The sequence below is a fragment of the Methylobacterium sp. GC_Met_2 genome (assembly GCF_026540795.1).
Classification (GTDB): Bacteria; Pseudomonadota; Alphaproteobacteria; order Rhizobiales; family Beijerinckiaceae; genus Methylobacterium.
In genome coordinates, this window is sequence record NZ_JALNUM010000014.1 from 40,461 (window position 1) to 66,679 (window position 26,219).

A 26,219-nucleotide genomic window follows, 5' to 3' on the forward strand; every position below is an offset into this window, starting at 1 on the left:
ACGGCGAAGGCTGATCCTCGTTCAGTGAGCGGGGTTTAGGGTGTCCAGCGATAGAGCCAGGTCTCGCTGGTCCGAGCTTGTCCGCGCCGAAGGGCGAGGCGCAACTCACTGGCCCTCTCGCTACCCGGATCGAGCTCGAACACGATCCGCAGGGTCTTGCGACCGGCGTAGCGGTACTGGTCCTGCCGGGTGATCGTTCCGGCCGAGGCACTGAGATCGACGTCGATGTCCCCAGGCTCGAACAACGCGTCGCCCTGGAAGTCGACGGCGAACAGGCGTCGGTTGCCGGTGCTGCCGTGGCCGCAGCGGCTGTCGCTGACCCGCGCGATCTCGGGCGGCAACGGATCGGGCCAGCCCTTGGACCAATGCTGGCGGCAGAGGAAGCGCATCTCCCCGCCCTTGGCGAGCTTCGCCTTGGGACGCCAGTAGGCGAAGACGTTTTCGTTGAGTTCGGAATCGCTCGGGATCTCGAGGAGCGTGACGGCGCCCTCGTTCCAGTCGTCCAGCGGTTCCAGCCAGAGGGACGGCCGCTGTTCCCAATGCCGCCGGTCGTCATCGAAATCAGTATACGCGCGGGCGCGCTGCATCAGGCCGAAGCCCTTGGGCCCGCGATCCACGAAGGCCGAGATCTGCAGGGTTTCGGGGTTGTGCACCGGGCGCCAGAGCGGCTCACCGTAGCCGTTATGGATCGCCAGGCCTTCAACCGAGAACGCGGCGGCGCGCAGGTCGTCGACGTGGCGGCGGTCGAGCGGCCCGAACAGGTAGCTGCCCTGCATGCCGCCGAGCCCGATATGGTCTAGATCGGCCCTTGCGAAGACCGTGCCGTCGATCCCCGCCACCGAGGCCTCCCGGCCCGGTGTGAGCGTGAGCTTGAAGGCCGCCGTGGCGGATTCGGACTCGGCGAGCGCGTGGATCACGATCGGCTGCCCCGGGGCGGGTGTCTCGATGAACAGGGCGCGGAACAGCGGGAATTCCTCGCCGCGGGCATCTGCCGGCCGGAGGGCCAGCGCCCGGGCGTTGATTCCGAAATCCTGCCCCTCCGCCACGAGGCGAAAGAACGATCCGCCCTGGAACAGGGCGAAATCCGACAGTGCGCCCCCGTCAGCGAAGCGTGCCCGCAGCCGGAAACCCGAGAATGCGGCGTCGTCCGCGAGGTCCGGCAAGTCGAAGCCCGGAGCCCGGAACGAGGCCTTGTCGTAGGAAACCGGCCGTACGAGGCCGTTCTCGACGAGGAACAGCGCGACCGGCGTGTCGTAGATCGAGCCGCGCAGCAACGGTTCGAGGCTGTATCCGATATCCTGCCCCGCCCAGATCCCGCGCCCCTCGGCTGGCCGGATCGCCTCGTAGGCGTCCCGCGACAGGTTCTTGAGGGATGCCGGCAGATCGCCGGATTTGGGGCCGACGTAAGCCACCCTGGAGCGGGCGCGGGCCAGATCGGTCAGCGTATTCGCCTCGAACGCCGCGCCCGCGCGGGGGAGATCCGGCATCGTCTCGGGATCGGCCGCCAGCGTGGGGCCGGGCAGCGAGCCTGCGGCCGCGCCGAGGGCGGCCGCCAGCACGACGCGGCGGCTCAGGGTTACGGGCTGGCGAGCGTATCTCGTCATGCGGTCGTCGGTCTCTCGTGTCTCACGCCGTCCCCGGCTGTGCAGGCTTCGGGGCGGATCCCAGACGAACGGAAGGCGCCGGAGCGATGTCCGCGCCCGGCGCCGTACGGTCGGGACCCGCTTAGCATCGGTCTCTATACGGACATTCCGGCTGAACCCAGGGTTAAGCGCGCGATCGAACCATGAGCCGCTCCGTTGACTTAACCCGAGCCGGCTCTCTAATTCGGTCACCTGCATCGAAACGGGGGAGGCAGCATGGGGTCGTTGCGCGTCACAGGCCACGGCGTGGATCTCGGAGAGAGTCTGCGCGGCCGCGTCGAGGAACGCATGGCTGCGATACAGGCCAAGTACCTCGACTCGCACATGAGCGACGCCTGCACCGGCCACGTGACCCTGAGGCGGGATGGCACCGCCTTCCGGACCGATTGCGTGCTGCATCTCACGTCCGGCCTGACCATCGAGGCGAACGGCTTCGCGCACGAAGCACGATCCAGCTTCGAGCAGACGGCGGAGCGGCTCGAGACCCGGCTGCGCCGCTACAAGCACAAGCTCAAGCAGCACGCCACCGGGCCGAGCGACGATCTGGCCGTCGAGGCGGCCTACGCGGTTCTCGCCGCTCCGGAAGAGGACGACGACGAGCCGGCTGAAGGGGATGCGCATCCCCCGATCGTCGCCGAGAGCACCCGAACGCTGCAGCGCCGCACGATCGGCGAGGCGGTCACGGCCCTCGATCTCACCGGCTCGCCGGTGGTCGTGTTCGTCCACGCTGGCACCGGGCGCATCAACGTCGTATATCGGCGCAGCGACGGCGCGATCGGCTGGGTGGACCCGCCCAACGCCGTCGACTGACGCGGCGGTCGGGAGGAACGGAGCCGGAACCGGCTTGTTTCCCGGTCGATTGGTGAGCGGGAGCACGGCCGAGCTGGCCGTCGATGCTCCCGCGACGAGGCCCGTTCCCCACCGGACGGGCGACGGGGCAACGGTCGTTCGATGCCAGTTCTGGAATTCCTCGACCCTGAGTCGGTCGTGCAGTCGCTGCGCGCGCGGGCCAAGAAGCAGGTGCTTCAAGACCTCGCCGCCCAGGCTGCGCGTCGTCTGCCAGCCCTCGGCGAGCGTCCCATCTTCGACACGCTGTTGCAGCGGGAGCGGTTGGGATCGACCGGCATTGGAGACGGCGTGGCGATCCCCCACGGCAAGCTGCCGGGGCTGGACCGGCTGTTCGGGCTGTTCGCGCGGTTCGACCGGCCGGTCGATTTCGAGGCGTTGGACGGTCAGCCGGTCGACATCGCGTTTCTGCTGCTGGCGCCGGAGGGGGCCGGGGCCGATCACCTGAAGGCTTTGGCACAGGTTGCGCGCGTCCTTCGAGAGCCCGGGATGCTGGCCCACATTCGGGCCGCCCGGGACGCGGGCGCACTCTACGCCCTGCTGACCCGCTCCACGGCGCCGCAGGCCGCCTGATGTCCGATTCTCGAATCGCAGCTGCGGGCCTGCTGCTGGCTGCGGGAATGATGGCCGGTCCCGCCCTGGCGCAGGGCGAGTCCACCTGCGCGCGCGATCTCCTGGTGGCGCAGTCGATGCAGCGGCAGGCAGTCGATCAGCTGGAGCAGGCGGACGGCGAGGAGGCCAAGAACTGCCGCATCTGGCGGCGCCACGTCGAAACGATGCGCCGGGTCGCGGGGGTCTACGGACGCTGCCTGTCCGGCTCGGAGCGCGGCGAGCGCCTGGCCCAGGTTCAGGGCTCGGACCGGGAATTCTCGGCGGCCATCAAGGCCCGCTGTCACGGCCCATAGGGCGACGCAGCATCGCGACCCCGGGATACGTCAGTCCAGGGTGCGGGCGGCAAGCGGCTCGGCCACCATCTTCACGGGCTTGCCGCGTCCGATCAGGATCGCTGCTCGGGAGCGTTCGGGATCGTCCTCGAACCGGGTCCGGACCCAGCTCGCCAGGAACTTCACGTACTCGGAGGCGACCAGCCGCGCGGCGGGCGGGCTCTGCCACCAGCGGTCGGCATCGAACGCTTCCGTGACGACCGGGTGCGGCAGGACGCGATCGCTATCCTGCAGCGCGTGGACCAGTTCGATCAGCGTCCGCGGCATGTGGTAGTTCGAGGTGACCACCGCCACGGTGCTGAACCGGTGCGCCCGCATCCAGCGGCGGGTCTCGATCGCGTTCCCGATGGTGTTGCGGGCGCGGTAATCGAGATCCACGCAGCACGCGATCAGCGCGCGCTGGGTCGGGTTCAGCCGGGCGATCTCGTCACGGCTGGTGCGTTCGTTGACCCCCGTGATGAGCAGGCGTCGCCCGTAACCGCCGGCCAACAGGTCGATGGCGTCGCCGATGCGTTGCGCGCCACCGGTGAGGGCCACGATGCCGTCGGCCCGATCGGACGGGGTTCGCTCCTGGCGGGCGAGGGCGCCGACGAAGATCAGGAAGCCGATCAGCAGGGCCGCCGTCGCGAGGCCCGCTCCGAGACCGAACACCTGCCAGAGGATGGAGCCGCGATGGCGCGGCAGCGCGGGGCAGGCCGCCCGGTGCGGGAGGCTCCATTCGTGCCAGGACCAGCCGACGGTGTCGGACTGGTGCGGATCCGATGCGCGCAGCATACGCGTGGTCATCCTCCGAAGGATCGGCTTCGATTACGGCGGCCCGGAGGCAGTCCGGAACCCAGCAACCACACCGCGACGATTAAGTTTCCGGTTCGTAAACGCGCGGCACAGGCCCCCGGTATCCACGCCGCCGCCGGTCAGGCAAGGAACCGGCGGACCGTGATGCGTGAGACCACGCCCGTGACGAGCGAGGCGATCACACCGATGAGGACGACGCTGGCATAGCCGCGCAGCCCGATCTGGAAGGCCCCGAACAGGGCTTCGACCTCCTGTCCCGCCGGCCCGGACCGTGCGGCCCGGGCAAGCAGTCCCAAGGTCACGAAGGCCAGGATGGCGCAGCCCGCGCCGATGGCGCCGCCGCGCAGCCCGAGGCCGAAGAACCGCCGCTGGAACGCCTTGGCGATGTAGTCGTCGTCGGCGCCCACGAAGTGCAGCACCTCGACCACCTCGCGGTTGCTCGCCATGGCGCCCCGCGTGGCGAAGGTGACGGCAAGGCCTGTGGCCACCAGCACGAGAATCACGAGCCCGATCCCGATCCCCACGAACGCGCCGGCCGCGGTCGACAGCCGCTGGAGCCAGAGCGCGTGGTCGTCGAGGCTCGCGACGCCGGGCAGCGCCTCGAGCAGCCGTGCCCGCAGCCGCTTCAGGTCGGAGCCCCGTCCCCGGTCGAGCTTGAGGGCGATCAGCCGCGGCACCGGCAGGTCCGAGAGATCGAGCCCGCTGCCGAGCCAGGGTTCCAGCAGCCGCTCGGCCTCGGCCTTTGAGAAGACCCGCGTCTCGGCAATGCCCGGCTCCGCCTTGGCGATTCCGGCAGCCCGGGTCAGATCGGCATCGACGTCGCGGCCGGGGCTCGGGCGGATCTGGATCGTGACTTCCTGGGCCACGTCCCCTTGCCACTGGGCGGCGTTGGCCGCCACCATCTCGGCGGCGCCGGCGCAGAGCCCCGCCAGGAAGGTCAGGATGGCAATGACCGCCGCCAGGGATCGTCCGGCCGCGGTATCGGTCGGCACCAAAGCTGCGTTGCGGCGCAGTTGCGCCGGCACGGGCGGGGAGGGCGCGCCGGCGGCAGGCTCGGGCCGCGCGCGTGGGATGGCTTGGGTGCTCATTCCTCGATCCGCAGCCGGCCTTCGCCCAGCACCATGCGCCGGGCGTCGACGGCATCCATGATGCCGAAATCGTGGGTGGCGATGACGACCGAGGTCCCGAGCTTGTTCAGTTCCAGGAACAGTCGCAGCAAACGCCGGCCGAGACCCGGATCGACGTTGCCGGTGGGTTCGTCGGCGAGCAGCAGGTCGGGCCGGGCAATCAGCGCCCGGGCGATGGCGGCACGTTGCTTCTCGCCACCCGACAGCAGCGGCGGCAGGGCATGCATCCGCTCTCCGAGTCCGACCCAACGCAGCAATTCGACCACCTCGGCCCGGTAACTCGCCTCCGTCCGTCCCTGGACGCGCAGCGGCAGCGCCACGTTCTCGTAGGTGGTGAGATGGTCGAGCAGGCGGAAATCCTGGAACACCACGCCCATCCGGCGCCGCAGCCCGGTCAGCGCCTTGGCCGAAATGCCGCTCACCTCTTCGCCAAAGATCGAGACCAGCCCCCGCGTCGGCCGCGCGGAGAGCAGGATCAGCCGCAGCAGCGTCGTCTTGCCGGCGCCTGACGGCCCGGTGAGGAACTGGAACGAGCGCGGGGCGATGCGGAAGCTCACATCCGACAGCACCTCCGGCCCGAGGCCGTAGCGCATGCCGACATTCTCGAACTGCACCACCGGCCGCTCCGCGCCGGGCAGCAGGCTTCTCATGCTCGCCTGTGAATTCAACGCCGTCCCGTGTCTCGCCGATCCCGATCCCGGCATCGCCGGACCGGCGGGCGTTTTCAAGGCCTTCCGGATTTCACGGCCGCTTAACCCTGTTCAGCGACACTTTCTCAATCGAATTCACTGTCCGGCCCCGGTTCGGCCGATCGATGCGAGTATGGTGCGTATGCTGATCGTCTGCCCGAGCTGCGCGAGCGGATACGAGATTGAGGCCGGCAAGGTTGGCATGGAGGGCCGTTCGGTCCGCTGCGCAGCCTGCCGTGAGACGTGGTTCATCTCGCCGGCCGATGTTCTGGCCGGGCACGAAGCCGAACTGGCGGCGGAGACGGATCCCGTCGCCGATTCGGCCTGGAAGGAGGCGACCGCCGCGGTCCGGGAGGCCGCCGATCTTCCGATCCCCGTGGCCCGCGCAAGCGCATCGAAGAGTCCGACGGCCCGCGGCCGGGGAATCGGCCTCACCCCGGCCCTCGCTTTCGGGCTGACGCTGCTGGCGGCCCTGCCGCTCGTTTGTCTGGCGCGCGCGAGCGTGGTGCGCACGGTGCCGCAAACCGCAGCCTTGTTCGCCCGGATCGGCCTTCCGGTAAACCTGCGCGGCATCGCGATCCGCGATGTCATGGCCAACAGCAACCCGGGCGAGGACGGCCGGTCGGCCGAGCTCGTCGTCGAGGGCGATCTGATGGGCGTCGCGGCATCGGACGTACCCGTCGCGCCGCTCAGCGCCGAAATCCTCGACGCGGCAGGTCGCGTGCTCCGGACGTTTCCGGTTGCGGCACCGCGGGCGGTACTCGGTCACGCCGAGGCCGCGCGCTTCCGCGGCTCGCTGACGAGTCCCCCCGTCGAAGGGCGCGCCATCGTGGTGCGATTCGCTCAGACAGATTCGTCGCGGGCGGCGGCCCGGATCGCATCCGGCCACGACTAGCCGGCCTCCTGCCGAAAGAAAATCCGATCCCGATTGCGCGAAGGCTTCGCGATTAAGGTGGAGAGCCACGCGCAATGCTGGAGTGCCCGGCCACGGCTCGCGGCGCCGCACTGTTAAGATACGCCGCGACCTGTTCGACCAGACGAACGAACGATCGAGCACGATCGAGCCGCGTTGATGGCCGATCGAATTGAGCGGCTGCGCATCCAACGCCATTCAAAAACGTTCAGGGCGCAACCGATCGTCTGAGGCGATGAAAGATCCGCTCAAACGACATCGGGCTCAAGAGCGCGCAACCAACGTACAGTCGCATCGTTTTTGCGAGAAGCGACTGCGAAAGGTTGCGCAAGCTCTCTTTTCTGGATCGCTGATGCTAAATTGTCGCGATGCGGATAGCAGTCTCAACGAGTGCTTTTGAACAAGAACCGTTGATCGAATAGTTTCACAACTCCATGTTGTGCTCAATAGATACTAAACTCTTCGAGTTTAGGATCTTGGCAACTCAAGGTTTTGAGAACCATTGCTGCGCAATTGCATCCAAGGGCTAGGCCTGAAAATCTGTCCCCGCCGGCGCTTCGGCAAAAAATCGCGCGTCGTCGGCCGAGGGAAGCGAGGCTGGTCGGCTGTGAGTGGCACAAGTACGGTCGCAGTCTTCTTCGGCACGACGGAGTCGGTCGAAGAGAAACGAGCCTTCGACTACTGGCGCAGCACGGTCATGTCGACCGTCGACCTGCAGCAGCTCGATCTGGACAGACCGTTCTCGGCCAGCCGCATGATCGCGCAGTCGCCGCACGGTGGCATCATTCACACGATCAGTCGGCCCTACAGCCTCGAACGAACGCCCGCTCACATCCGCCGGGATGGCCGCGACGAGGTCGGCGTCATGGTGGTGCGCAAGGGGCGCGGCTATCTCGAGAACGACCGCAACGGAACTCTGCTGGGCGTCGGCGACATCGCGTTTCAGACCTGGAGTAAACCCGGTTCGGGAGGCGGATTGACGGATTTCGACGAGATTCGCCTCCTGATTCCCCGTGAGACGTTTCAATCTCAGATCGGCAATCTCAGGGAGCTTGCCGGGAGCAAGATCCCCGCGGGGCCGCTGAACGAGCTGTTCTCCGCCTATCTTCGCAGCTTCGCGGTTTCGGTCCACACCATGTCGGAGGCAGAGACCGCCATCGCCATCGAGGGTGCGCTCCATCTGCTGCGCGGCATCGTCGATGGGTACAACCCAGACGCGGAACAGGACATCTCAGCGCACGCCCTGCGCTCGCTGGCCTTGGCGCGGATCGAGCGGTGTCTGCACGATCCCGCGTTCGGGTCGGCGAACCTCGTCGCCGACCTTCGCGTGTCTCGCAGCCGCCTCTCCGCAGCCTTCGCGGGCGGCGAGGGGATCGCGGCCACGATCCGCAACGCGCGGCTCGACCGCGCGCACGAGCGGATCCTTCGGGCGCCCAAGATGGGGTTCAGGATCGGGTCGATCATGGCGAGTTGCGGTCTGACCGATCCGGCCGCGTTCAGCCGTGCCTTCCGGCAGCGCTTCGGTCTCTCGCCCCGGGACCTGCTCGCTTAGGGCGTTGGCCGGTTCGATCAGGAGCGTCCCCGTTCCGCGTCGATAATGTGACGCTCAGGCAGGGCCGCTGTGAACCGGTGCAGCGATTTTGCGAGAGCCGAATACAGGCGGATCGTGGCGACGCCCATGCGGGCGATGCGGATCTCCCGCGGCAACTGGCGCGGGCCTATAGGGCGGTAGGCGAGGCGGGCGCTCGCGCGCTCGGCCTCTGCCACGGCCTGACCGAGGGGAAGGGCCGCGATCCGGCTGGCCTCTGCCGGCCCGATCCCAAGCCGTCGCGCCCAGGCCTGATCCCGCGCAAGCCGCCCACTTCCGTGCTCATGCCGGAATCGCCGCCGCCAGACGTAGCGGCGCACGGCGTGGACAAACGATTCCATCCGGGCGTCGCAAAGGGCGTCCGGCTCCTCGCACCGCGCGCGAATCGTATCGGCTACCCCGCCGGGCGCCCGCCCGGCGAGGCGGGCCGAAATGGTCACGCAGACATCGGTGGCGTGGCGCACCCGCAGGCCGTTCTCGATCAAACGGGCGATGAAGGCGCCGTCTTCACCTAGGGGGATCTCCGGCATGCCCCCCACCGCATGGTAGGCGGCACGGGTCACCGCCAGCGTCGCGCCGATCGCAGTCCGATGGCACGGCCAGGGGTCGTGCGGATCGGGATCGATCCGCGCCTCCGCTTCGGTGATCAGCGCATCATAGCGATCCTCGAGCCGGCCGCGGGCCGGCAGGGACGGCGGCAACAGCGCCGCCTCGGCCTCATCGAGCTCGACGCGGCCTGCGACCGCATCCGCTCCCACCCGGATGGCCGCCCAATTGCGCGCGACCCAGTCCGGCGGCACGCGGCTGTCCGCATCGGTCGACAGGATGATCCCGCCACCGCCGGTGTCTCCGAGCCAGTCCGCTGCGGCATCCATGGCGCGGCGCCGGGCCCAGCCGGCATGCGCGTCCGCGAACGACTCGGTCAGCACGCGGACCGGGATCGACAGGGTCGGCGCCGTCGCGGCGACGATCTGCTCGGTCCGGTCCGTGCAATTGTTGAGGAACAGGACGAGCCCGAGACGTCCGGGCTCGAGGCCGACCTGCGCGTCGATGGCCTGCAGGCAGGCCGCGATGCGCTCCTCCTCGTTACGGACCGGTATCGCGATGATCGCATCCGGGATCGGGGCGGCTGGGGGAGGAACGCGCGACACCGAATCGTCTCCGTCGGGCCCCGACGAAGCAGTCGGGCTCCGTGGCGCTCTACCGGAGGCTGCCTGAACGAATGCAAAAGCGGATCGGTGCCGCGCAAGCGCCGTCCCGGGGCTGCCCGATCAGAGCGTCTTCTCGATCAGCCCTTCGATCCATTCGGGCTGCGTCTCGCCCACGGAGCGACCGACCTCGGTCGCCCCTTTGTAGGCGATCAGCGTGCTCTGCATGCGGACATCCAGCCGCTTCAGCAGCGGCTTCTGGCTATCGAAATCGATATCGAAAATCTGGAGGTCCTTGAAGCGCGGCTGCTGCGCCAGCTTGGCGAGAATCGGCTTCTGGGTTTTGCAGATCGGGCACCAGGGCGCGCTGACCTCGATGAGGATCGGCTTCCCGCTCTTCTGCGCCGCCTCGAAGGCGGTGTCCGAGAACGGCATGGTCTCGCCGGCGGCCGCCGGATTGCAAGCGACGGCAAGGATCGATCCCAGCGCGGCAAGGCACGACAGGGCCATGGCGTGACGGCGGGTCATCATAGTTCGCCCCTCCCGGACGTTCCGATCCCCGTTGTTTCGGGGCATCGGCGTACAGTACGCGACCGGCCTCGAAAGGTTGCTCCGGCCCACGGTGCGAACAACCCGAAAGTGAGCACGGCCGGTCACATCATCGGGATGAGCCGTTGCGGTCCTCGGCGACCAGGGCATCGATGTCGGCGGGGCCGACGGCCTCCATCGGGCACCGGATCCGCAGGGCGCGAGTGGGCGCCCCCGCGCGCATCACCAGAACGACCGTCTCCATGTCGGGGCAGCCGGGGTCGGGGCAGCTGATCTCGTTCACCGCCAGGGCGTCGGCCTCACCGAGGTCGAGGGCGGCGATCAGATCCCGCTTGAGCCGGGCTGCGATCTCGGCGCGTTCCGCGGAGCGCGCACGCCAAGCCTTGAGGCTGACAAAAGCCATATGGGAGGCGTGTCCTCAGTCGCGCGTGGGGCCGGCACCGAGCGCCTGAGCACGCGACGTCGGCCACTCCATCCTCATTGAGCGTGGAGCGCGGATCCGCGCCGGTCAAGCGCGACCGCAAAATCCTGAATCGCAACAAAGCCCGCGTTCAATGGTAATGCTGGACGGCACCCCGCGAAATCCATCCGCCCCAGCGGTCTTCCGACTCGACAGCATCGCGGAAGGTCTGTGAGGTGCACACGAGCGCGCGAAGGATTTGGGATCTTGCGACCCTGGCGGGACGGACCGAACGACCGGCGGAATTACCACCACGGCAACCTGAAAGAGGCGCTTATCGAGGCGGCCCGCCGCTTCATCGCCGAGCGCGGAATCGGTGGCTTCACGCTGGTGGACGCCGCACGCCTCGTCGGCGTCACGCCGGCTGCCCTGTACAGGCACTTCCGTGGTCGCGAAGCCCTGCTGGAGGAACTGGCCGGGCGCGGCTTCGCCGAACTGGCCGCCCGGCTCGCTCGGGCGCTCACGTCGCGCGGCACGCCGCTGGAGCGGTTCACCCGCATGGGCGAGACCTACCTCGCCTTCGCAGAGGAGGAACCGGCCTATTATGCCGCGATCTTCGAGACCCGCGGCCTGCCGACCGTCGAGAAGGACGGCGGGTCCGGCGTCGGCGCCCCCGTCGCCCGGCCGAGCCCATTCGATCTCTTGGTGGAAGCGCTTCAGGCGACGTTCGCCGATGGGTTCGGTGGCGTCGCGCCCCGCTTCATCGCGCTGGAGGTTTGGGCACTCGCCCACGGTCTTGCGACCCTATCGGCCGCCGGACATCTGCCGCGCGGCCCCGGCTTTCCCGACAAGTTCGAGTTGCTCCGGGCCGGCGTTCTCGCCCTCGTCCATGGGGCAGCCCACGGACCCGCTTCAGGGCGGCCTTGAAAGCTGCGCGTGGCGCCCGCATGTTAACTCCGTTCACATGAACAGCGGAGCCTTGCCGTGACCTCTCAAACCTCCTCACCCTGGGCGACCGGCAAGCTAAGCCGGTCCGGCCCGTTCCCGCGTCGTTCCCTGGAGATCGGCGCGATCGTCGTCGGCTTCATCTATTGGTGGCCGGTCGGCCTCGCGTTGCTGGCCTGGAAGTTTACCGGCTATCCGGCCTTCGCCGAGATGCGCGATACGGCGCGACGGACCATGTCCGATTTCGAAGGCGCGCGCCCGGTCTCCCGGTTCGCCCGTGCCTTCGAGGCCGCTAACCGGCGCAGCAGCACCGGCAATGCCGCCTTCGACGCTTACCGCCGCGAGGAACTCGACCGGCTGGAAGCGCAGCGGCGTGCCCTCGAAGAGGAGAGCCGCGCCTTCACGGCGTTCGTCGATGAGCTGAAGCGGGCGAAGGACCGCGAGCAGTTCGACGCCTTCATGGCGAAGCGCGGGACCACCGGCGGTGAGGGCCAGACGGCCTGAACCCACGATGCCTCTCCGCGGACGCCAGCTTAGGCGCCCGCGGAGCAAGACCGGAACGCGACCGCTTCCGACCCGCGATGGCCGCCGACGTCAGGCGGCCCTAACGCTGGTGAGGAAGCGGCTGACCTCAGCGGTCAGATGCTCGGACTGATGTGACAGTTCCGAGGCCGCGCCCAACACCTGGTTCGCCGCCCGACCCGTCTCCTCGGCGGCTTCGGCGACACCCACGATGTTGCTGGTCACCTCGCCGGTGCCCTGCGCCGCCTGCCCGACATTGCGCACCATCTCCTGCGTGGCCGCGCCCTGCTGCTCGACCGCCGCCGCGATCGTGGTCGCCACAGCGTTGAGCTCCCGGATCCGCGCCGTGATCGTGCCGATCGCGCCCACTGCCTGACCGGTCACGCCCTGAACCCGGCCGATCTGCTGGCCGATCTCCTCGGTGGCCTTGGCGGTCTGCTCGGCCAGCGCCTTGACCTCGGAGGCCACCACCGCGAAGCCGCGGCCTGCGGCGCCGGCCCGCGCCGCCTCGATCGTGGCGTTCAGCGCGAGCAGGTTGGTCTGGCCGGCGATCGATGTGATCAGCCCGACCACGTCGCCGATCCGGGCCACGGCGGTGCTCAGCTCCTGCACCAGCGTGCCGGTCTGATCGGCCTCGTCGACGGCTGCCTGGGCGAGCTGGGACGAGCCCTGAACCTGTCGGCCGATCTCCTGCACGGACGAGCCCAGCTCTTCGGCCGCGGCCGCCACGGTGTTGACGTTGGTGCCGGCCTCCTCGGCGGCGGCGGCAACCGCGGTCGACTGGGCCGAGGTCTGGCCGGCCATGGCCGACATCGAGCCGGCGGTCGCTTGCAGTTCCGTAGCGGACGCCGAGACTTGCCCGACAATGCCGCCGATCGCCCGTTCGAAGCTGTCGGCCATCTCGCGCATGCCGGCCTTGCGCTGTTCCTCCGCCGCCGCGCGCGCCTCCGCGGCTTCGGTCTCCAGGGCGCGACTGCGGATCAGGTTGTCCTTGAACACCTGCACGGCTGACGCCATCGCGGCGATCTCGTCGTGGCGGCCGACATGCGGCACCGCCGTGCCGGTTTCGCCGTCCGCGAGCCTCGACATCGCAGCGGTCATGCGCTCGATCGGCCGCGAGATGTACAGGAGGCCGAAAATGGCTGCACCCAGGGCCGACGCGAGCGCAAGCCCAATCCCGGCGATGGCCGTGACGGATGCCGAGTTCGCGCCCGCCATCGCGTCATTCGCGTCACGCCCGGCCATCTCCTCGTCGTGTGCGACGAGACGTGTGAGGGTCTTTCGGGCGTCGTCGTAGAGGGCGACCACATCGGCTTTGACCAGCAGCGCCATGGCGTCTTGCGCTTGCCCGGCTGCGACGAGGCGGCGCGCATCACCATCCACCCGCTCGAACTTGCTCCAGGCTGCCGCGAAGGCTTCATAGAACGTCCGCTCCTCGGGGGTGGTGATCAGCGCCTCATAGACGTTGCGCGCCTCGCGCAGGCGCGCATGCGTGGCCGCGAGGTTGGCCTCATTCTCAGTGCGCTTGTCCGGCGTGTTCGACAGCAGGATCAGGCGGTATTGCTTGATCCGAACTTCGGAAACCGCGACCTCGATCGTGCTGATCCTCTCGACGGAGGGAAGCCAGTTGATTGCCAGTGCCGTCGTGGATCGGCGTACAGCGGCCGCGTCCCGGAGCGACAGCCCGCCCTGTCCTGTCGAGATCAGCGCGAGCACACCGAACAGGATCGTCAGAGTCGCTTTGATGGAGAGGTTGAGGTGCATGGCGCGTTCGGTTCTGCCTGCTTCAGGGGTGCTTGTCGGAAGCAAAAAAATGCGATGCCCGAATTAAGCCGGAATGCGCGAACAGCAAGCCAAAGAAAACGCCGCTGTGAGACATAAAATTTTTATATCTTTGCAATAACGCGCTCGTATAAGAAATATACATCGATGATATTTTGTATTATATGGGTCTTGTAACGGCCATAGATCAATATAAACGTTCGAATATAAAGGTATAATTTTTCCTCGAACGATTAAAAATTGGAGCCATTCGGCGCGATCGCTAACGAGAATTTGAATGGCGGCCTCACGCATCGTTTCGTCGCTCAGCGAAAAGTGGCGACGCGGGGCATATAATGTGCACAGTCCAGAGGATCTCTCGACGGGAGAGGGAACTGTTCTAACTCTGTCTACGATCGTCCTCGGCCCTGTCGGCAAGTGCGCGTTCCGGGATTGGAGCCACCAAGTCCGGAACGAGGCCCTGCCCTTGGACGGGCAGACGCCCCAGGTCGCTGCGGCGCGCCGAGTCGCCCAGCCTTCAAAGTTGCACCCCCGCCCAGGGTCCTGCATGTCTCGATCGACGAGGCTGAGGGGAGGGCTGTGCCGATGGGTCGGGTCACCGTGGTGGATCACCCACTCGTGCAGCACAAGCTCACATACCTGCGCGACAAGAACCGCTCGACCAAGGGCTTCCGCCAGATCCTGAATGAGATCGGCATGCTCCTGGCCTACGAAGTCACGCGCGACCTGCCGCTGGAAGCCGTGACGATCGAGACACCGTTGCAGCCGATGGAGGGCCGCCAGATCCAGGGCAAGAAGCTGGTCCTGGCCCCGATCCTGCGCGCGGGGGTCGGGTTTCTGGACGGGATGCTGTCGCTGGTTCCCTCGGCCAGGGTCGCGCATGTCGGTCTCTACCGGGACCCGGACACCCTCCAGGCGGTCGAGTATTACTTCAAGGCTCCGTCGGACCTCGCCGACCGGACGGTGCTCGTCCTCGATCCGATGCTGGCCACTGCCAACTCGGCGATCGCAGCGCTCGATCTGCTGAAGGCCCGTGGCGCGTCCGATCTGCGCTTCGTCTGTCTCCTGGCCGCTCCGGAGGGGCTGGCCAAGTTTCAGGAGGCGCATCCCGACGTGCCGGTCTGGACCGCAGCGATCGACAGCCACCTGAACGATCACGGCTACATCGTTCCGGGTCTCGGCGACGCCGGCGATCGGATGTACGGCACCCGGTAAACGGTGAATTCCCCGCGGGCCGGTCCGCATCATCGGTTCGATCACACTCAGATCCGGCCGGGTCGGGTCCCGGTAGAGGTGTGTCGGGGCAAGGCGTGTTTCGAGCCGGTCGAGGCACAGCCATTCGCAGGCATCCCGCGGTTGAAATCCGTGCGTTATCGGCGGTTCAGGAGAGGGTGATCATGCTGAATTGGGAGGTCGACCGGGATGCCCTCACGGCGCCCGCCGTCGCGCGCAATCGTGACGCGATCCTCGCGGTCCTGCGGCGGGTACTTCCGGCGGGAGGGTCCATACTTGAGATCGCCAGCGGATCCGGTGAGCACGCGATCCACATCGCTGCCGCGCTGCCCGGCCTGACCTGGCTACCGAGCGATCCCGAGCCCGAAGCGCGGCGCAGCATCGTCGCCCATACCCGACTAGCCGGGCTCACCAATATCCGGCCGCCACTCGCGCTCGACGCACATGCGAGCGCTTGGCCGACCGGCCGTGTCGACGCAATCGTCTGCATCAACATGATCCACATCGCCCCCTGGTCCGCAACCGAGGGGCTGATGGCCGGGGCGTCCCGCGTCCTGACCGGGACCGGGCTCCTGTTCCTCTACGGACCATTCCGCGAAGGCGGGCAGCACAGCGCAGAAAGCAACGCCGCCTTCGACGCGTCCTTACGCGCCCGGGACCCGGCATGGGGTGTCCGCGATCTTGAGGCCGTGACCGCTTTGGCAGCGCGGCATGGGTTCGTCATGGCCGAGCGCGTGGCGATGCCGGCCAACAACACGAGCCTGATCTTCCGCTGCGCGAAAAGCTGACGCGCTCTTCGTCACGCATTCGCAGAAGTGTACATTGAATTCAGGCCAATGGGTGTTGCACACTCCTGCCCCGAACCCGATGCGGCGACAAAAGCCGCACGGGCCGCAGGAGGAAGCCCATGCCGATGGAACGCAGCGTTTCGAAAAGGGCCCTGGCCCTGCTCGCAGTGGCCGGACTGGTGGGTGCGGGGCCGGCGCGGGCCGCCGACCCGATCAGAATCGGCGTGATCGCCGAGGCGCAGTCGGTGGTTGGGGCCTCGATCCCGCAGGCGGTGCAACTCGCCGCCGATGAGATCAACGCCAAAGGCGGGGTCGACGGGCGGCAGATCCAAGTGGTCACCTACGACGACAAGAGCTCCGCCTCCGATGCGGTCCGCGCGTTCCAGCGAGCGGTGTCCGAGGACAAGGTCAATCTGGTCATCGCCAGCTACATCTCCGAAGTCGTGCTGGCGCTCATGCCTTGGGCGGCCCGGCTCAAGACGCCGATGATCACGCCGGGCGCGGCCTCCAATGAGATCAGCCTCGCCGTCCACAAGGATTACGCCCGCAACAAATACACCTTCCACGGCTACCTGACCTCGGCGGCGTTGGCACAATCGATCTGCGATTCGACCAAGGACATGCTGATCGACCTGATGAAGGTGAAGACCGCCGCGATCATGAGTGAGGACGCGGCCTGGACCCGCCCGCTCGACGTCGCCTACGAGAAGTGCCTGCCGGAGATCGGCGTGAAAGTCGTCGATCACATCCGCTTTTCGCCGGACACGGGCGACTTCACGCCGATTTACAACAAGATCGAGACGTCCAAGCCGGATTTGATCGTTACCGGCATCTCGCATGTCGGTGTGCAGCCGACTGTTCAGTGGCAGAACCAGCAGGTGCCGCTCGCCATGACCGGCATGAACTCGCAGGCGACCTCCTCGACCTTCTGGTCGAACACCAACGGTGCGACGCAAGGGGTGATCTTCCAGAGCATCGCGGTGCCGGGCGCCGCGATCACCGGAAAATCGCTCGCCTTCAGCGAGGCGTTCAAGAAGCGGTTCAACAGCGACCCGTCCTACGCGGGCTACATGGCATACGATCAGGTCTACTACGCCGCCGACGCCGTGAAGCGTGCCGGTTCCACGGAGGCCGACACGCTGGTCGACGCCCTGGAGAAGACCGATTGGGAGGGGACGGTCGGGCGCACGCAGTTCTACGGCAAGGATGATCCTTTCACCCACTCGATCAAGTACGGGCAGGGTTTCGTGACCGGGCTGATGGCGCAGTGGCAGGACGGCAAGCAGGTCGCGGTCTGGCCGAAGAGCCTGGCCCAGGGACAGATCGTGCTCCCGCCCGCCGTGAAAGCCGCGGCTCGATAGGCATCCGCCGCCAAAGGCCGCGCTTGCCAAGCGCTGTGGTTGCCGCAATCAAGACGGACCGCGCTCAGGAGGCGCGGCCCGAAAACGCATGCGTTGAGGACGCCTTGATGGCCAGCACTGCCCTGCCCGAGACCATGCGCCAGATCCGCTTCACGGGTGCGGGTGGCCCGGAGGTGATCGCGGTCGAGACCGTGCCGCTGCCGTCGCCAGGACCGGGTCAGGTTCTGATCGAAGTCGTCGCTGCGGGCGTGAACCGCCCCGACATGATGCAGCGGGCGGGGTTGTATCCGCCGCCGCCCGGAGCGACCGAGGTCCCGGGCCTGGAGATTGCCGGTCGGATCGCCGCGCTCGGCGAAGGCGTCGAGACCGCGTCGGTCGGTGACGAGGTGTGTGCCCTCGTGATCAGCGGCGGCTACGCCGAATTCGCGGTGGCCGAGGCCAGCCATTGCCTGCCGCGTCCGCAGGCCGTCTCGCTCGTGGATTCCGGCGGCCTGCCGGAGACGTTCTTCACCGTCTATTCGAACGTGGTCCAGCGCGGCCGGCTCGCCGCCGGTGAGAGCTTCCTCGTTCACGGAGGGTCGAGCGGCATCGGCGCCACCGCGATCCAGATCGCCAAGCATGTCGGCGCGCGGGTGTTCGCCACCGCCGGCTCGGCCGAGAAGTGCCGGTTCTGCGAGGATCTCGGCGCCGATGCGGCGATCGACTACAAACAGGCGGATTTCGCCGAGGAGGTGAAGCGCCTCACCGACGGCCGCGGAGTCGACGTCATCCTCGACATGATCGGCGCGAGCTATCTCCCCCGGAACCTGAAATCCCTGGCGCCGGATGGGCGGCTGGTGATGATCGCCCTCATGGGCGGCTACAAGGTCGATGGACTGAACATCACGCCGATCATGCGCAACCGCCTGACCTTCACCGGCTCGACCCTTCGCCCCCGCCCGAAGGCCGATAAGGCTGCGATCGCCGAGGGCCTGCGTCGGGATGTCTGGCCCGAACTCGATGCGGGACGAATCCGCTCCGTCACGCACGCGACCTTCCCGTTGGAGAAGGCCCAGGAGGCACATGCGCTGATGGAATCGAGCGCGCATCTCGGCAAGATCCTGCTGACCACCGGCCGCTGACCGACCCGGCGATAGGAACTTGCTTCCCCGGGCCCGCGTTGGCCGCCGGTAACGGGATCGTGTCGCAGACCACGCTGCCGCGTGTTGCGTCCCGCAGTCGAGGATGTGTGCAGATGGCCGAGAGATTGAACCCGCAGGACAGTCGTCAGGGCGAGCGCGGCAAGCCCGTGCTTTGGGTTCTGGTGGCGAGCCTCGTGCTCCTGGCGATCGCCACGGTCGGGCTGCTGACGTGGAACGGTGCGAATTCACCGAAGGATTACGCCAGCCAGAGCCAGGATGCCTCGCGTCGCGAAGTGACGGGCTCGGTCAACGGCCAGTCCGGAGCGGCGTCGTCCTCGAACAGCACCGCTGTGCCGGGCGGCAACCCATCCTACCCGCAGCCGGCCCAGCCCGGAGCGAATGGCGCGACGAAGTGAGGAATGCCGGGGCGGCCACGCGGTCGCCCCGATCGCTCGATCAGCGGGTCGGAACCGGGGTCGGTCCGCGATAATCGTAGAAGCCGCGCTTCGCCTTGCGGCCGAGCCAGCCGGCTTCGACATACTTCACGAGCAACGGGCAGGGGCGGTACTTCGAATCCGCCAGCCCCTCGTAAAGCACCTGCATCACCGACAGGCAGGTATCGAGGCCGATGAAATCGGCAAGCTGGAGCGGGCCCATCGGATGGTTCGCGCCGAGCCGCATCGCCGTGTCGATCGACTCGACCGAGCCGACACCCTCATAGAGCGTGTAGATCGCCTCGTTGATCATCGGCAACAGGATGCGGTTGACGATGAACGCGGGAAAATCCTCCGACATCGTCGAAGTCTTGCCCAGCTTGGCGATGAATGCCTTGGAGGTCTCGTAGGTCGCGTCTTCGGTGGCGATGCCGCGGATCAGCTCGACGAGCTGCATCACCGGCACCGGATTCATGAAGTGGATGCCGATGAACCGCTCCGGCCGATCCGTCGCGGCGGCGAGCCGGGTGATCGAGATCGACGACGTGTTGGTGGCAACCAGTGTTTCCGGCTTCAGCGACGGGCACAGGGACGTGAAGATCTCGCGCTTGGTGGCCTCGTTCTCGGTTGCGGCCTCGATTACGAGATCGCAGGGTCCCAGCGCGTCGAAGTCCCGCGCCGGATTGATGCGCGACCGGGCCTCGCGGCTATCCTCATCCGAGATGGTGCCCTTGGAGACGAGGCGCCCCAGGTTGCCCTCGATCAGGCTCAGACCATTCTCCAGGCGGACCGGATCGCGGTCGTTCAGCAGGACGTCGAGACCGGCCGAAGCGCAGACCTGCGCGATGCCGCTGCCCATCTGGCCCGCGCCGATGATGCCGACCCGCTTGATCTCCATGCCCATTTACCGACCTGTGCCCCTGATGCCGTTGCCACTGCACGGCCGCCGCACCCGACGGACTGCGCCAAGACGACGGCCTGAACTCACGCCGTCGCTGCCTTCTAGACCAATCACGGATGCCGAAGGAACCCGTGGGCGCGCGTGGGACTGGAAATACCCGCGCGCGCGGCCGGCGCGTCAATCGGCCCTTTACTGGCCCTTCGCCTTGCCGAGCTCCGATTGCAGCTCCGGAACAACCTGAAACAGGTCTCCGACGAGGCCGTAATCCGCGACCTGGAAGATCGGTGCGTCCTCATCCTTGTTGATGGCAACGATGACCTTCGAGTCCTTCATGCCAGCGAGATGCTGAATCGCGCCGGAGATACCGACCGCCACGTAGAGATCGGGCGCCACCACCTTGCCGGTCTGGCCGACCTGCCAGTCGTTCGGCGCGTAGCCCGCGTCCACCGCGGCGCGAGAGGCACCGACCGCGGCGCCCAGCGTATCGGCAAGCGGCTCGATCAGCTCGTGGAACTTGTCCGAGGAACCGAGCGACCGGCCGCCCGAGACGATGATCCGTGCCGCAGCCAGCTCCGGCCGGTCGGACTTGGCGATCTCCTCGCCCTTGAAGCTTGAACCGGTGGCCTCGGGTGCAGAGGCGGAGACCGACTCGACCGCGGCCGCGGACCCGCCCTCGCCGGCGGCCTTGAAGGCTGCGGTCCGCACGGTGATGACCCGCTTGCCGGCCGGCGTCTGGACAGTCTGGATCGCGTTGCCGGCATAGATCGGCCGCTCGAACGTGTCGGCCGCAATGACCTTGATGATGTCGGAGACCTGCGCCACGTCGAGCAGGGCGGCGACGCGCGGCAGCACGTTCTTCCCCGTGGTCGAGGCCGAGGCGATGATCGTCTCGTAGGGCTCCGCAATCGAGGCGATCAGCGCCGAGACCGGCTCGGCCAAATCATGGTCGTAGGCGGCGTCCTCGGCGACCAGCACCTTGTCGACGCCGTCGAGCTTGGCCGCCGCATCGGCGACGGACTTGGATCCGGCGCCGAGCACAAGGGCATGGATCGGCGCGCCGATAGCCTTGGCGGCGGTCAACGCCTTCAGCGTCCCGTCCTTGATCTGGCCGTTGCCGTGCTCGACGAAGAGGAGTGTCGTCATGGTCGTCTCAAATCCCCGAATGTGGTGATGCGCGGCTCGACCCCGGACGGGGAGCCTCGCCCGCAAATCAGATCACGCCGGCTTCGACCTTGAGCTTCTGGACCAGTTCGGCCGCGGAACCCACCTTCACGCCGGCCGAGCGCCCCGGCGGCTCCGCGGTCTTGAGAACCTTGAGCTTCGGGGTAACGTCGACGCCCAGGGCATCGGGTGCCAGCTCTTCGAGCGGCTTCTTCTTGGCCTTCATGATGTTGGGCAAGCTCGCATAGCGCGGCTCATTGAGGCGCAGGTCGGTCGTAACGATCGCCGGCAGCTTCAGCGCCACCGTCTGCAGCCCGCCATCGACCTCGCGGGTGACCTCGAGGCTGCCCTCGCCGACCTCGACCTTGAAGGCGAAGGTCCCCTGCGGCCAGCCGAGCAGCGCGCCGAGCATCTGGCCGGTCTGGTTCGAATCGTCGTCGATCGCTTGCTTGCCCAGGATGACGAGCTGCGGTCCTTCCTTGTCGACCACGGCTTTCAGGAGCTTGGCCACCGCCAGCGGCTCGCAATTGACGTCGGTCTTGATCAGGATCGCCCGGTCGGCGCCCATGGCCAGCGCGGTGCGAAGCGTCTCCTGCGCCTGCTGCGGGCCGATCGAGACGGCCACGATCTCCGTGACCTTGCCCTTCTCCTTGAGCCGGATCGCCTCCTCGACGGCAATCTCGTCGAAGGGATTCATCGACATCTTGACGTTGGCGAGTTCGACCCCGGAGCCATCGGCCTTCACGCGGATCTTGACGTTGTAGTCCACAACCCGCTTGACGGGCACCAGCACCTTCATGGCGGTTACGATCCTTCCCAGGAGGATTCTTATCATCGTGCAGGCCGGTCCCGCCGGCGCCACGGACGCGCCGTCGCGGGGGGCGTGCAGGGCGGCCGGACCGTAGCGGCCACATTTCCGCCTTGTCAACGCGGCGCAGTGGAGGCTGCCGGAAAAGGGGTCGGCGACTCAGCGGTTGGCGCCGGGCACCCAGAGCACGTCGTCGGCGCCGTCGGCATTGGCCGCGCGGCCGGCGACGAACAGAAAATCCGACAGGCGGTTGAGATAACGCAGCGCCTCCGGCGAGACGATTTCGGTCTCGTCCGCGGCGAGCGCGACCGCCAGACGCTCGGCACGGCGGCAGACCGTGCGGGCGAGGTGCAGGGCGGCAGAGGCCGGCGAGCCGCCGGGCAGCACGAAGGATTTGAGCGGCGGGATCGCCGCGTTCACGGCGTCGATGTCGCGCTCGAGCCGCTCGACCTGGCTGGCGATGATCCGCAGCGGTTCGTAGGGGAGAGGCTCCGGGCTCGGCGGTGTCGCGAGATCCGCGCCGAGATCGAACAGATCGTTCTGGATCGCGCCGAGCATCCCATCGAGCGCACCCGACGTGTGCAGGCGAACGAGCCCGAGACAGGCATTGGTCTCGTCGACGGTCCCGTAGGTCTCGACTCGCAGATCCGCCTTGGAGCGCCGCTGCCCGTCCGCCAGAGCGGTCGTGCCATTATCGCCGGTGCGCGTATAAATCTTGTTGAGCTTGACCACGCAGCGGGACGCCTCAGAAGGTGTAGCCGATCTTGCCGCCGAAATTGGTCAGACCGCGGTTGTTCGCACAGAGGCCCGCGTTCGACATATGCTCGACGGTGGCCATGATGCTCCAATGCTCGGTCAGACGGAAGCCCAAGGCGGCGGCTTCGCGGAACATCGGCGAGCACCCGAGGGTGTTGAAGCCGTAGGGCGTCAGCGCCTTCGGGCCAGTATAGCCGTTATGGGCCACGCCGCCGAAGAACCCGTCCAGGAAGACGCGACGGTTGAAGGTTTCCGGGAAGATCTCGAGGGTCCAGGTCGCGCCGAGATAGGCGTAGCTCGTCCGGCCGCCGGTGTTGTAGCTGCCGCCCACCGTGGGCCGCGGCACGAAGGCCTGCCAGAACGGATCGGCGCTGATCATCGGCTTCGCGAACAGGATCTCGCCGTTGACATTCCCCTTGCTGAAACCGGGCAGCTTGCCCTCCGCGCTGCCCGGATCCTGAACCGAGCCGCCGATGCGGACCTCGGAGACGATGCTGAGCGGCTGGGCCGGCGGCGCGTAGTAGGTCGCCGGAGCAGGCGCCAGATCCGCAGCCGAGACGGGCAGGATCACCGCGACGGAGATCAGGCCCATGAGACAGGTGCGGAAAGGGGCGGTCATGGACACTCGGCCGAAGCGACGTGACGGTTCGATACTATCGAGCGTAGCACGGCCTCCTCGCGCTCAGGCCGCCGATTCATCCCCGCGCGCCGCGAAAGACCATGGGTGCGGCAGGCCGGTCACACTGGCGCTGCCGGGCTCAGGCCGAGCGCCACCAGACCACGCCCATGATGATCACAATGGCAACGAACTGCAGCAGGACGCGCAGACGCATCAATTTCTGCGATAGGTTGGCGCTGCCGCCGCGCATCATGTTGGCGAGGCCGAAGAACAGCACGAAGGCCACGGCCAGGCAGGCGAGAAGGACGAGGGTGTTGGACGACATGGCGGCGACGATCCGGGCCTGACGGGAACCGGCGCCCGGTTCCGCATCGCGGGTTGAGAAGAGAGGGGCTTAAAGCCGTGCCCGATCGCGCTGCAATCGTGCACGGCTCTCAGCTTGTGTCGAGACGCGCTGTCTTGCACCGAACCGGTACCCGTTTCGTCGGAGAACGCGCTAGTTGCGACGGAGCAGGCGCTCGAAGTAGTCGAGTTCCTCGCGGGGCCGTGTCGGATCGCCGAGCTTGCGCCGCAGCTCCTCCATGATGCGCCGGGCGCGCTGGACGGCGGATTCATCGGCCGTGGGTACGCGGACGCGTCCGTCGCTCATGTCGCGACCGCGGGTGGGGCGGCCGAGCGGGTCGTCGTCGCGGGCGCCGGCTTGACCTTGTTTCCCCGGCTGCTGCCCACCCTCCTGCTGGCCTTCACCCTGGCCTTGGCCCTGTCCCTCGGCCATCTCCTGCATCTGCTGCGCCATGCCTTCGGCACCCCGCTTCAGACCGTCGAGGGCGCGACCCTGTGCATCCACCGCCTCGTCGGAATCGCCCTGTTTCAGGGCGTTCTCGGCCTCGCGCATGGCATTCTCGGCATCCGCCAGGCCCTGCTCGCCGCGCATGCCGTTCTCCTTCATGCGCTGCTCAAGCTGCTCGAGCCTCTGCCGGAGCGCTTGCTGCTGCTCGCCCGCGTCACCCTGCTGCCCCTGGCCCTTCTGACCCTGGCCCTTTTGCCCCTGTTGGCTCTGGCCCTGCTGACCCTGCTGCTTCTGCCCCTGCTGGCCGCGCTGGCCCTGCTGCGGCTGGCCGCTTTTCGGCTGGCGCTGGCCACCCTGCTGGTCCTGCCCATCCTTGAAGGTCTGATCGCGCAGGCCCTGCTGCTCGCGCGCCATCGCGTCGAGATCGCGCATCTGCTTCTGCATCTCGCGCGACGTCTGATCGGACTGGCCACGTTCGGCGGTCTGGAGGTTCTCCAGGATGTTGCGCAACTGCTCCATCAGGCGCTGCGCCTCGGCGGTGTCGCCGCGCTTCATCGCGTCGGTCATGTCCTGGATCATCTTGTCGAGATCCTCGGGCGTGACGGATTTCGATTGCTGGTTGTTCTGCTGCCGCTCGCCGGACTTGTTCGGCTCGCGACCCTGCTTCTGCGCCATCTCGGACAGGAACTTGTCGAGCGCCTGCTTCAGGTCCTGGGTGAGGCGCTTGACCTCGTCGTCGGGCGCGTTGCGCTCGATCGCTTCCTTCAGCCGGTCCTGAGCTTGACGCAGCTGCTTCTCGGCATCCGACAGATCGCCATCTTCGATCTTCAGCGCCATTTCCCAGAGCAGGTCGGCGACGTCGACGAGGTCGGAATCCGCCCGGGCCCGGCGCAGGCGTGTCGTGGCCGTGCGCAGGCCGAGGTAGATCGCCGGCTGCGGCGTGAACATGTCGGGGGCGACCAGCAGCGCGTCGAGCGCGGATTGAACCCAGGGCCTGTCCGTATCGGGCGCGGTCACGAGCCGACGCCGTTCTTCCGCCAGCGCACGCGCCAACGGATCGCGGAACGGGCGGGCCGGCAGCGTGATCTCGGTCTCTGTCGTGCGACCTTCCTGCCCGGCCTCGTCCTTGACGACGATCTGGTAGCGCACGCGGGCACCCGACCAGGGGTTGTCGGTCAGATCGATCAGGGTCTTGGTTTCCGTGTCCCCGGAGGCGTCGCTGGGCAACGCGAGGCTGATGTGAGGGATCGGAACGAGGGAGCGGCCGGGTTTGACCGGTGCGATCACCGCCTCGGCCGAGCTAAGCCCGTAATCGTCCTTCGCGCGGTAGGTCAGGTTGAAGGTCCCGCGCCCGTTCACCTCGGGCCCTCCGAGGGCGGTCACCTCCGGTGGACGATCGGGGATCGCGTCCACGGTCAGACGTTGCCGGCCGGCCGGCGTTACGATCGTCAGTTCCGCATTGCCGGCGATGCGGTAACGCTCCTCGCGCAGGTCCGGACGCGGCTCCTGGCCGGGTATGGGCACGAGCCCGGCGTTGGCCGTCAGCGTGGTGTTGGCCGCAGCCTTGCCCTGTCCGGCAATGCGCACGATGAGTTGCGCGTTGACCGGTGCCCGCAGGTGCTGGTCGCTGCCATCCATGGCGATCAGCAGCGGCGGCATCCGCGTATAGAGCGGCGGATCGATCCACCCGTCGACGCGGAAGTTCGGGCCGGGGGCCACCGGCTGATGCCAATCGAAGGCGGCACCGATCCGGTCGCGCCATTCGGGGCCGGCCACGAACAGGCTGGCGGCGGCCGCGACGATCAAACCGGCGCGCAGCGCGAAGGGGTCGCGCCGGACCATGCCCGGCCGCGGCAACGCGACCCGGAGACCGGCTACATCCCGCGCCGCGCGGCGCTGATGCAGGTCCCAGAGGGCCCGGCTGCCCGCGTCGGCGGCGCCGACAGCGAGGGAATCCTGCGCCGTCGACGCCGGGCCGTGCCGCAGGGACGGATCGCGGAGTGCCGCTTCCCGGTCCAGCCGGGACAGCGCCAAGCGCCGTTCGATCCGCCTGAGATGGATGAGGGGTTGGAGCGCGACGACAAGCAGGACAGCGAGGATACCCAGGCCGATCTGTCGCCAAAGCGGCGAAAGATCGAGCCATAGACCTGACCAGGACACGATCAGGAACAGCAGCGCGACGGCGAGACCGCGCCAGAGGACCGGCCAGACCTGCTCCCACAGGTCGGCGACGCGTGCCCGGGCGACCAGACGGTCGAGCTGCGTGGACGCCGTCGCGGTTTGCGGCGTCGAACCGATCTCGCCGCCGCTGTCGGATCCGTTGTTGCCGATCACGCCGATCGTTCCGCCTTGCGCC

Annotated in this window: 27 protein-coding genes; 12 read left to right on the forward strand and 15 right to left on the reverse strand. The window is 67.6% G+C overall.

Annotation, left to right across the window (positions count from 1 at the left end; translation table 11 throughout):
* Positions 1 to 35: 35 nt before the first annotated feature.
* A complete protein-coding gene (locus tag OXS49_RS07815; RefSeq protein ID WP_267423239.1) occupies positions 36 to 1,604 on the reverse strand; it encodes a glucan biosynthesis protein D in 1,569 nt (522 codons plus the stop codon).
* Between the two features lie 255 nt (positions 1,605 to 1,859).
* Here OXS49_RS07815 and OXS49_RS07820 point away from each other — a divergent pair, with 255 nt between their 5' ends.
* From OXS49_RS07820 to OXS49_RS07830, 3 genes are all read left to right on the forward strand, one after another.
* The gene (locus tag OXS49_RS07820) at positions 1,860 to 2,453 is read left to right on the forward strand and encodes an HPF/RaiA family ribosome-associated protein (protein ID WP_244005945.1); all 594 of its coding nucleotides are present in this window, start codon (positions 1,860 to 1,862) and stop codon (positions 2,451 to 2,453) included.
* Positions 2,454 to 2,594: 141 nt separating this feature from the next.
* The gene (ptsN, locus tag OXS49_RS07825; RefSeq protein WP_267423241.1) at positions 2,595 to 3,062 is read left to right on the forward strand and encodes a PTS IIA-like nitrogen regulatory protein PtsN; all 468 of its coding nucleotides are present in this window, start codon (positions 2,595 to 2,597) and stop codon (positions 3,060 to 3,062) included.
* On the forward strand, positions 3,062 to 3,394 hold the full coding sequence (locus OXS49_RS07830) for a hypothetical protein (RefSeq protein ID WP_267423242.1): 333 nt from the start codon (positions 3,062 to 3,064) through the stop codon (positions 3,392 to 3,394). The genes ptsN and OXS49_RS07830 overlap by 1 nt, the downstream gene beginning before the upstream one ends.
* Before the next feature lie 30 nt (positions 3,395 to 3,424).
* Here the strand turns inward: OXS49_RS07830 and OXS49_RS07835 are convergent, their stop codons facing one another.
* From OXS49_RS07835 to ftsE, 3 genes are all read right to left on the reverse strand, one after another.
* Positions 3,425 to 4,207 (reverse strand): YdcF family protein, encoded by a 783-nt coding sequence (locus tag OXS49_RS07835; protein ID WP_267423243.1) that lies wholly within the window; start codon positions 4,205 to 4,207, stop codon positions 3,425 to 3,427.
* A gap of 140 nt (positions 4,208 to 4,347) precedes the next feature.
* On the reverse strand, positions 4,348 to 5,316 hold the full coding sequence (locus OXS49_RS07840) for an ABC transporter permease (RefSeq protein ID WP_267423244.1): 969 nt from the start codon (positions 5,314 to 5,316) through the stop codon (positions 4,348 to 4,350).
* On the reverse strand, positions 5,313 to 6,005 hold the full coding sequence (gene ftsE / locus OXS49_RS07845) for a cell division ATP-binding protein FtsE (protein ID WP_244005940.1): 693 nt from the start codon (positions 6,003 to 6,005) through the stop codon (positions 5,313 to 5,315). Before ftsE ends, OXS49_RS07840 begins: the two co-directional genes overlap by 4 nt.
* A gap of 172 nt (positions 6,006 to 6,177) precedes the next feature.
* On the opposite strand from ftsE, the gene OXS49_RS07850 reads away from it, so the two are divergent.
* Both OXS49_RS07850 and OXS49_RS33595 read left to right on the forward strand, forming a co-directional pair.
* Positions 6,178 to 6,939, forward strand: a complete 762-nt coding sequence (locus OXS49_RS07850) for a zinc-ribbon domain-containing protein (RefSeq protein ID WP_346016936.1) — start codon at positions 6,178 to 6,180, stop codon at positions 6,937 to 6,939.
* A gap of 625 nt (positions 6,940 to 7,564) precedes the next feature.
* Positions 7,565 to 8,509 carry a helix-turn-helix domain-containing protein gene (locus tag OXS49_RS33595; RefSeq protein WP_267423245.1) on the forward strand — a complete coding sequence of 315 codons (945 nt, stop codon included), beginning with the start codon at positions 7,565 to 7,567 and terminating at the stop codon, positions 8,507 to 8,509.
* A gap of 17 nt (positions 8,510 to 8,526) precedes the next feature.
* Here OXS49_RS33595 and OXS49_RS07860 read toward each other — a convergent pair whose 3' ends face one another.
* From OXS49_RS07860 to OXS49_RS07870, 3 genes are all read right to left on the reverse strand, one after another.
* A complete protein-coding gene (locus OXS49_RS07860) occupies positions 8,527 to 9,696 on the reverse strand; it encodes a glycosyltransferase (RefSeq protein ID WP_244005937.1) in 1,170 nt (389 codons plus the stop codon).
* 120 nt (positions 9,697 to 9,816) lie between these two features.
* Positions 9,817 to 10,224: a thioredoxin family protein gene (locus OXS49_RS07865; RefSeq protein ID WP_267423246.1), complete on the reverse strand. Its 408-nt coding sequence runs from the start codon at positions 10,222 to 10,224 to the stop codon at positions 9,817 to 9,819.
* 127 nt (positions 10,225 to 10,351) lie between these two features.
* Positions 10,352 to 10,645: a hypothetical protein gene (locus OXS49_RS07870; RefSeq protein ID WP_244005933.1), complete on the reverse strand. Its 294-nt coding sequence runs from the start codon at positions 10,643 to 10,645 to the stop codon at positions 10,352 to 10,354.
* Between the two features lie 264 nt (positions 10,646 to 10,909).
* On the opposite strand from OXS49_RS07870, the gene OXS49_RS07875 reads away from it, so the two are divergent.
* The gene (locus OXS49_RS07875; RefSeq protein ID WP_267423280.1) at positions 10,910 to 11,569 is read left to right on the forward strand and encodes a TetR/AcrR family transcriptional regulator; all 660 of its coding nucleotides are present in this window, start codon (positions 10,910 to 10,912) and stop codon (positions 11,567 to 11,569) included.
* A 57-nt stretch (positions 11,570 to 11,626) separates the two neighbouring features.
* Complete coding sequence (locus OXS49_RS07880; protein ID WP_244005928.1) at positions 11,627 to 12,091, forward strand: DUF2852 domain-containing protein; 465 nt, start codon at positions 11,627 to 11,629, stop codon at positions 12,089 to 12,091.
* 90 nt (positions 12,092 to 12,181) lie between these two features.
* On the opposite strand, the gene OXS49_RS07885 is transcribed toward OXS49_RS07880, so the two are convergent.
* On the reverse strand, positions 12,182 to 13,873 hold the full coding sequence (locus OXS49_RS07885; RefSeq protein WP_267423282.1) for a methyl-accepting chemotaxis protein: 1,692 nt from the start codon (positions 13,871 to 13,873) through the stop codon (positions 12,182 to 12,184).
* 603 nt (positions 13,874 to 14,476) lie between these two features.
* Here OXS49_RS07885 and upp point away from each other — a divergent pair.
* The 5 genes from upp to OXS49_RS07910 all read left to right on the forward strand — a co-directional run bounded on the left by upp (position 14,477) and on the right by OXS49_RS07910 (position 18,810).
* Complete coding sequence (gene upp, locus OXS49_RS07890) at positions 14,477 to 15,106, forward strand: uracil phosphoribosyltransferase (protein ID WP_244005924.1); 630 nt, start codon at positions 14,477 to 14,479, stop codon at positions 15,104 to 15,106.
* A gap of 182 nt (positions 15,107 to 15,288) precedes the next feature.
* On the forward strand, positions 15,289 to 15,912 hold the full coding sequence (locus OXS49_RS07895; protein WP_244005922.1) for a DUF938 domain-containing protein: 624 nt from the start codon (positions 15,289 to 15,291) through the stop codon (positions 15,910 to 15,912).
* A gap of 119 nt (positions 15,913 to 16,031) precedes the next feature.
* Positions 16,032 to 17,273 carry an ABC transporter substrate-binding protein gene (locus OXS49_RS07900; protein WP_244005920.1) on the forward strand — a complete coding sequence of 414 codons (1,242 nt, stop codon included), beginning with the start codon at positions 16,032 to 16,034 and terminating at the stop codon, positions 17,271 to 17,273.
* Positions 17,274 to 17,380: 107 nt separating this feature from the next.
* Positions 17,381 to 18,394 (forward strand): NAD(P)H-quinone oxidoreductase, encoded by a 1,014-nt coding sequence (locus OXS49_RS07905; RefSeq protein WP_267423286.1) that lies wholly within the window; start codon positions 17,381 to 17,383, stop codon positions 18,392 to 18,394.
* A gap of 113 nt (positions 18,395 to 18,507) precedes the next feature.
* Positions 18,508 to 18,810, forward strand: coding sequence for a hypothetical protein (locus OXS49_RS07910; RefSeq protein ID WP_244005916.1), 303 nt, complete (start codon positions 18,508 to 18,510; stop codon positions 18,808 to 18,810).
* Positions 18,811 to 18,850: 40 nt separating this feature from the next.
* On the opposite strand, the gene OXS49_RS07915 is transcribed toward OXS49_RS07910, so the two are convergent.
* The 7 genes from OXS49_RS07915 to OXS49_RS07945 form a co-directional block, all read right to left on the reverse strand.
* A complete protein-coding gene (locus OXS49_RS07915) occupies positions 18,851 to 19,732 on the reverse strand; it encodes a 3-hydroxybutyryl-CoA dehydrogenase (protein WP_244005914.1) in 882 nt (293 codons plus the stop codon).
* 186 nt (positions 19,733 to 19,918) lie between these two features.
* The gene (locus OXS49_RS07920) at positions 19,919 to 20,872 is read right to left on the reverse strand and encodes an FAD-binding protein (RefSeq protein ID WP_267423290.1); all 954 of its coding nucleotides are present in this window, start codon (positions 20,870 to 20,872) and stop codon (positions 19,919 to 19,921) included.
* Positions 20,873 to 20,939: 67 nt separating this feature from the next.
* Positions 20,940 to 21,689, reverse strand: coding sequence for an electron transfer flavoprotein subunit beta/FixA family protein (locus OXS49_RS07925; protein WP_244005911.1), 750 nt, complete (start codon positions 21,687 to 21,689; stop codon positions 20,940 to 20,942).
* A gap of 168 nt (positions 21,690 to 21,857) precedes the next feature.
* Positions 21,858 to 22,430, reverse strand: coding sequence for a cob(I)yrinic acid a,c-diamide adenosyltransferase (locus OXS49_RS07930; RefSeq protein WP_267423292.1), 573 nt, complete (start codon positions 22,428 to 22,430; stop codon positions 21,858 to 21,860).
* Positions 22,431 to 22,443: 13 nt separating this feature from the next.
* Positions 22,444 to 23,073, reverse strand: coding sequence for an acyloxyacyl hydrolase (locus OXS49_RS07935; protein WP_267423294.1), 630 nt, complete (start codon positions 23,071 to 23,073; stop codon positions 22,444 to 22,446).
* Between the two features lie 139 nt (positions 23,074 to 23,212).
* Entirely contained in the window at positions 23,213 to 23,398 is a 186-nt protein-coding gene (locus tag OXS49_RS07940; protein WP_244005905.1) for a twin transmembrane helix small protein, read from the reverse strand.
* Between the two features lie 171 nt (positions 23,399 to 23,569).
* Positions 23,570 to 26,197 (reverse strand): TIGR02302 family protein, encoded by a 2,628-nt coding sequence (locus tag OXS49_RS07945; protein ID WP_267423296.1) that lies wholly within the window; start codon positions 26,195 to 26,197, stop codon positions 23,570 to 23,572.
* Positions 26,198 to 26,219: the final 22 nt, after the last annotated feature.

Bases quoted from the DNA above. Each gene is read 5' to 3' on its own strand.
- ftsE (WP_244005940.1), bottom strand. From the start codon at position 6,005: ATGAGAAGCCTGCTGCCCGGCGCGGAGCGGCCGGTGGTGCAGTTCGAG.
- OXS49_RS07865 (WP_267423246.1), bottom strand. From the start codon at position 10,224: ATGATGACCCGCCGTCACGCCATGGCCCTGTCGTGCCTTGCCGCGCTG.
- OXS49_RS07940 (WP_244005905.1), bottom strand. From the start codon at position 23,398: ATGTCGTCCAACACCCTCGTCCTTCTCGCCTGCCTGGCCGTGGCCTTC.
- OXS49_RS07885 (WP_267423282.1), bottom strand. From the start codon at position 13,873: ATGCACCTCAACCTCTCCATCAAAGCGACTCTGACGATCCTGTTCGGT.
- OXS49_RS07925 (WP_244005911.1), bottom strand. From the start codon at position 21,689: ATGAAGGTGCTGGTGCCCGTCAAGCGGGTTGTGGACTACAACGTCAAG.
- ptsN (WP_267423241.1), top strand. From the start codon at position 2,595: ATGCCAGTTCTGGAATTCCTCGACCCTGAGTCGGTCGTGCAGTCGCTG.
- OXS49_RS07850 (WP_346016936.1), top strand. From the start codon at position 6,178: ATGGTGCGTATGCTGATCGTCTGCCCGAGCTGCGCGAGCGGATACGAG.
- OXS49_RS07895 (WP_244005922.1), top strand. From the start codon at position 15,289: ATGCTGAATTGGGAGGTCGACCGGGATGCCCTCACGGCGCCCGCCGTC.
- OXS49_RS07820 (WP_244005945.1), top strand. From the start codon at position 1,860: ATGGGGTCGTTGCGCGTCACAGGCCACGGCGTGGATCTCGGAGAGAGT.
- OXS49_RS07915 (WP_244005914.1), bottom strand. From the start codon at position 19,732: ATGGGCATGGAGATCAAGCGGGTCGGCATCATCGGCGCGGGCCAGATG.
- OXS49_RS07900 (WP_244005920.1), top strand. From the start codon at position 16,032: ATGCCGATGGAACGCAGCGTTTCGAAAAGGGCCCTGGCCCTGCTCGCA.
- OXS49_RS07835 (WP_267423243.1), bottom strand. From the start codon at position 4,207: ATGCTGCGCGCATCGGATCCGCACCAGTCCGACACCGTCGGCTGGTCC.
- OXS49_RS07910 (WP_244005916.1), top strand. From the start codon at position 18,508: ATGGCCGAGAGATTGAACCCGCAGGACAGTCGTCAGGGCGAGCGCGGC.
- OXS49_RS07815 (WP_267423239.1), bottom strand. From the start codon at position 1,604: ATGACGAGATACGCTCGCCAGCCCGTAACCCTGAGCCGCCGCGTCGTG.
- OXS49_RS07830 (WP_267423242.1), top strand. From the start codon at position 3,062: ATGTCCGATTCTCGAATCGCAGCTGCGGGCCTGCTGCTGGCTGCGGGA.
- OXS49_RS07935 (WP_267423294.1), bottom strand. From the start codon at position 23,073: ATGACCGCCCCTTTCCGCACCTGTCTCATGGGCCTGATCTCCGTCGCG.
- OXS49_RS07840 (WP_267423244.1), bottom strand. From the start codon at position 5,316: ATGAGCACCCAAGCCATCCCACGCGCGCGGCCCGAGCCTGCCGCCGGC.
- OXS49_RS07905 (WP_267423286.1), top strand. From the start codon at position 17,381: ATGGCCAGCACTGCCCTGCCCGAGACCATGCGCCAGATCCGCTTCACG.
- OXS49_RS07920 (WP_267423290.1), bottom strand. From the start codon at position 20,872: ATGACGACACTCCTCTTCGTCGAGCACGGCAACGGCCAGATCAAGGAC.
- OXS49_RS07870 (WP_244005933.1), bottom strand. From the start codon at position 10,645: ATGGCTTTTGTCAGCCTCAAGGCTTGGCGTGCGCGCTCCGCGGAACGC.
- upp (WP_244005924.1), top strand. From the start codon at position 14,477: ATGGGTCGGGTCACCGTGGTGGATCACCCACTCGTGCAGCACAAGCTC.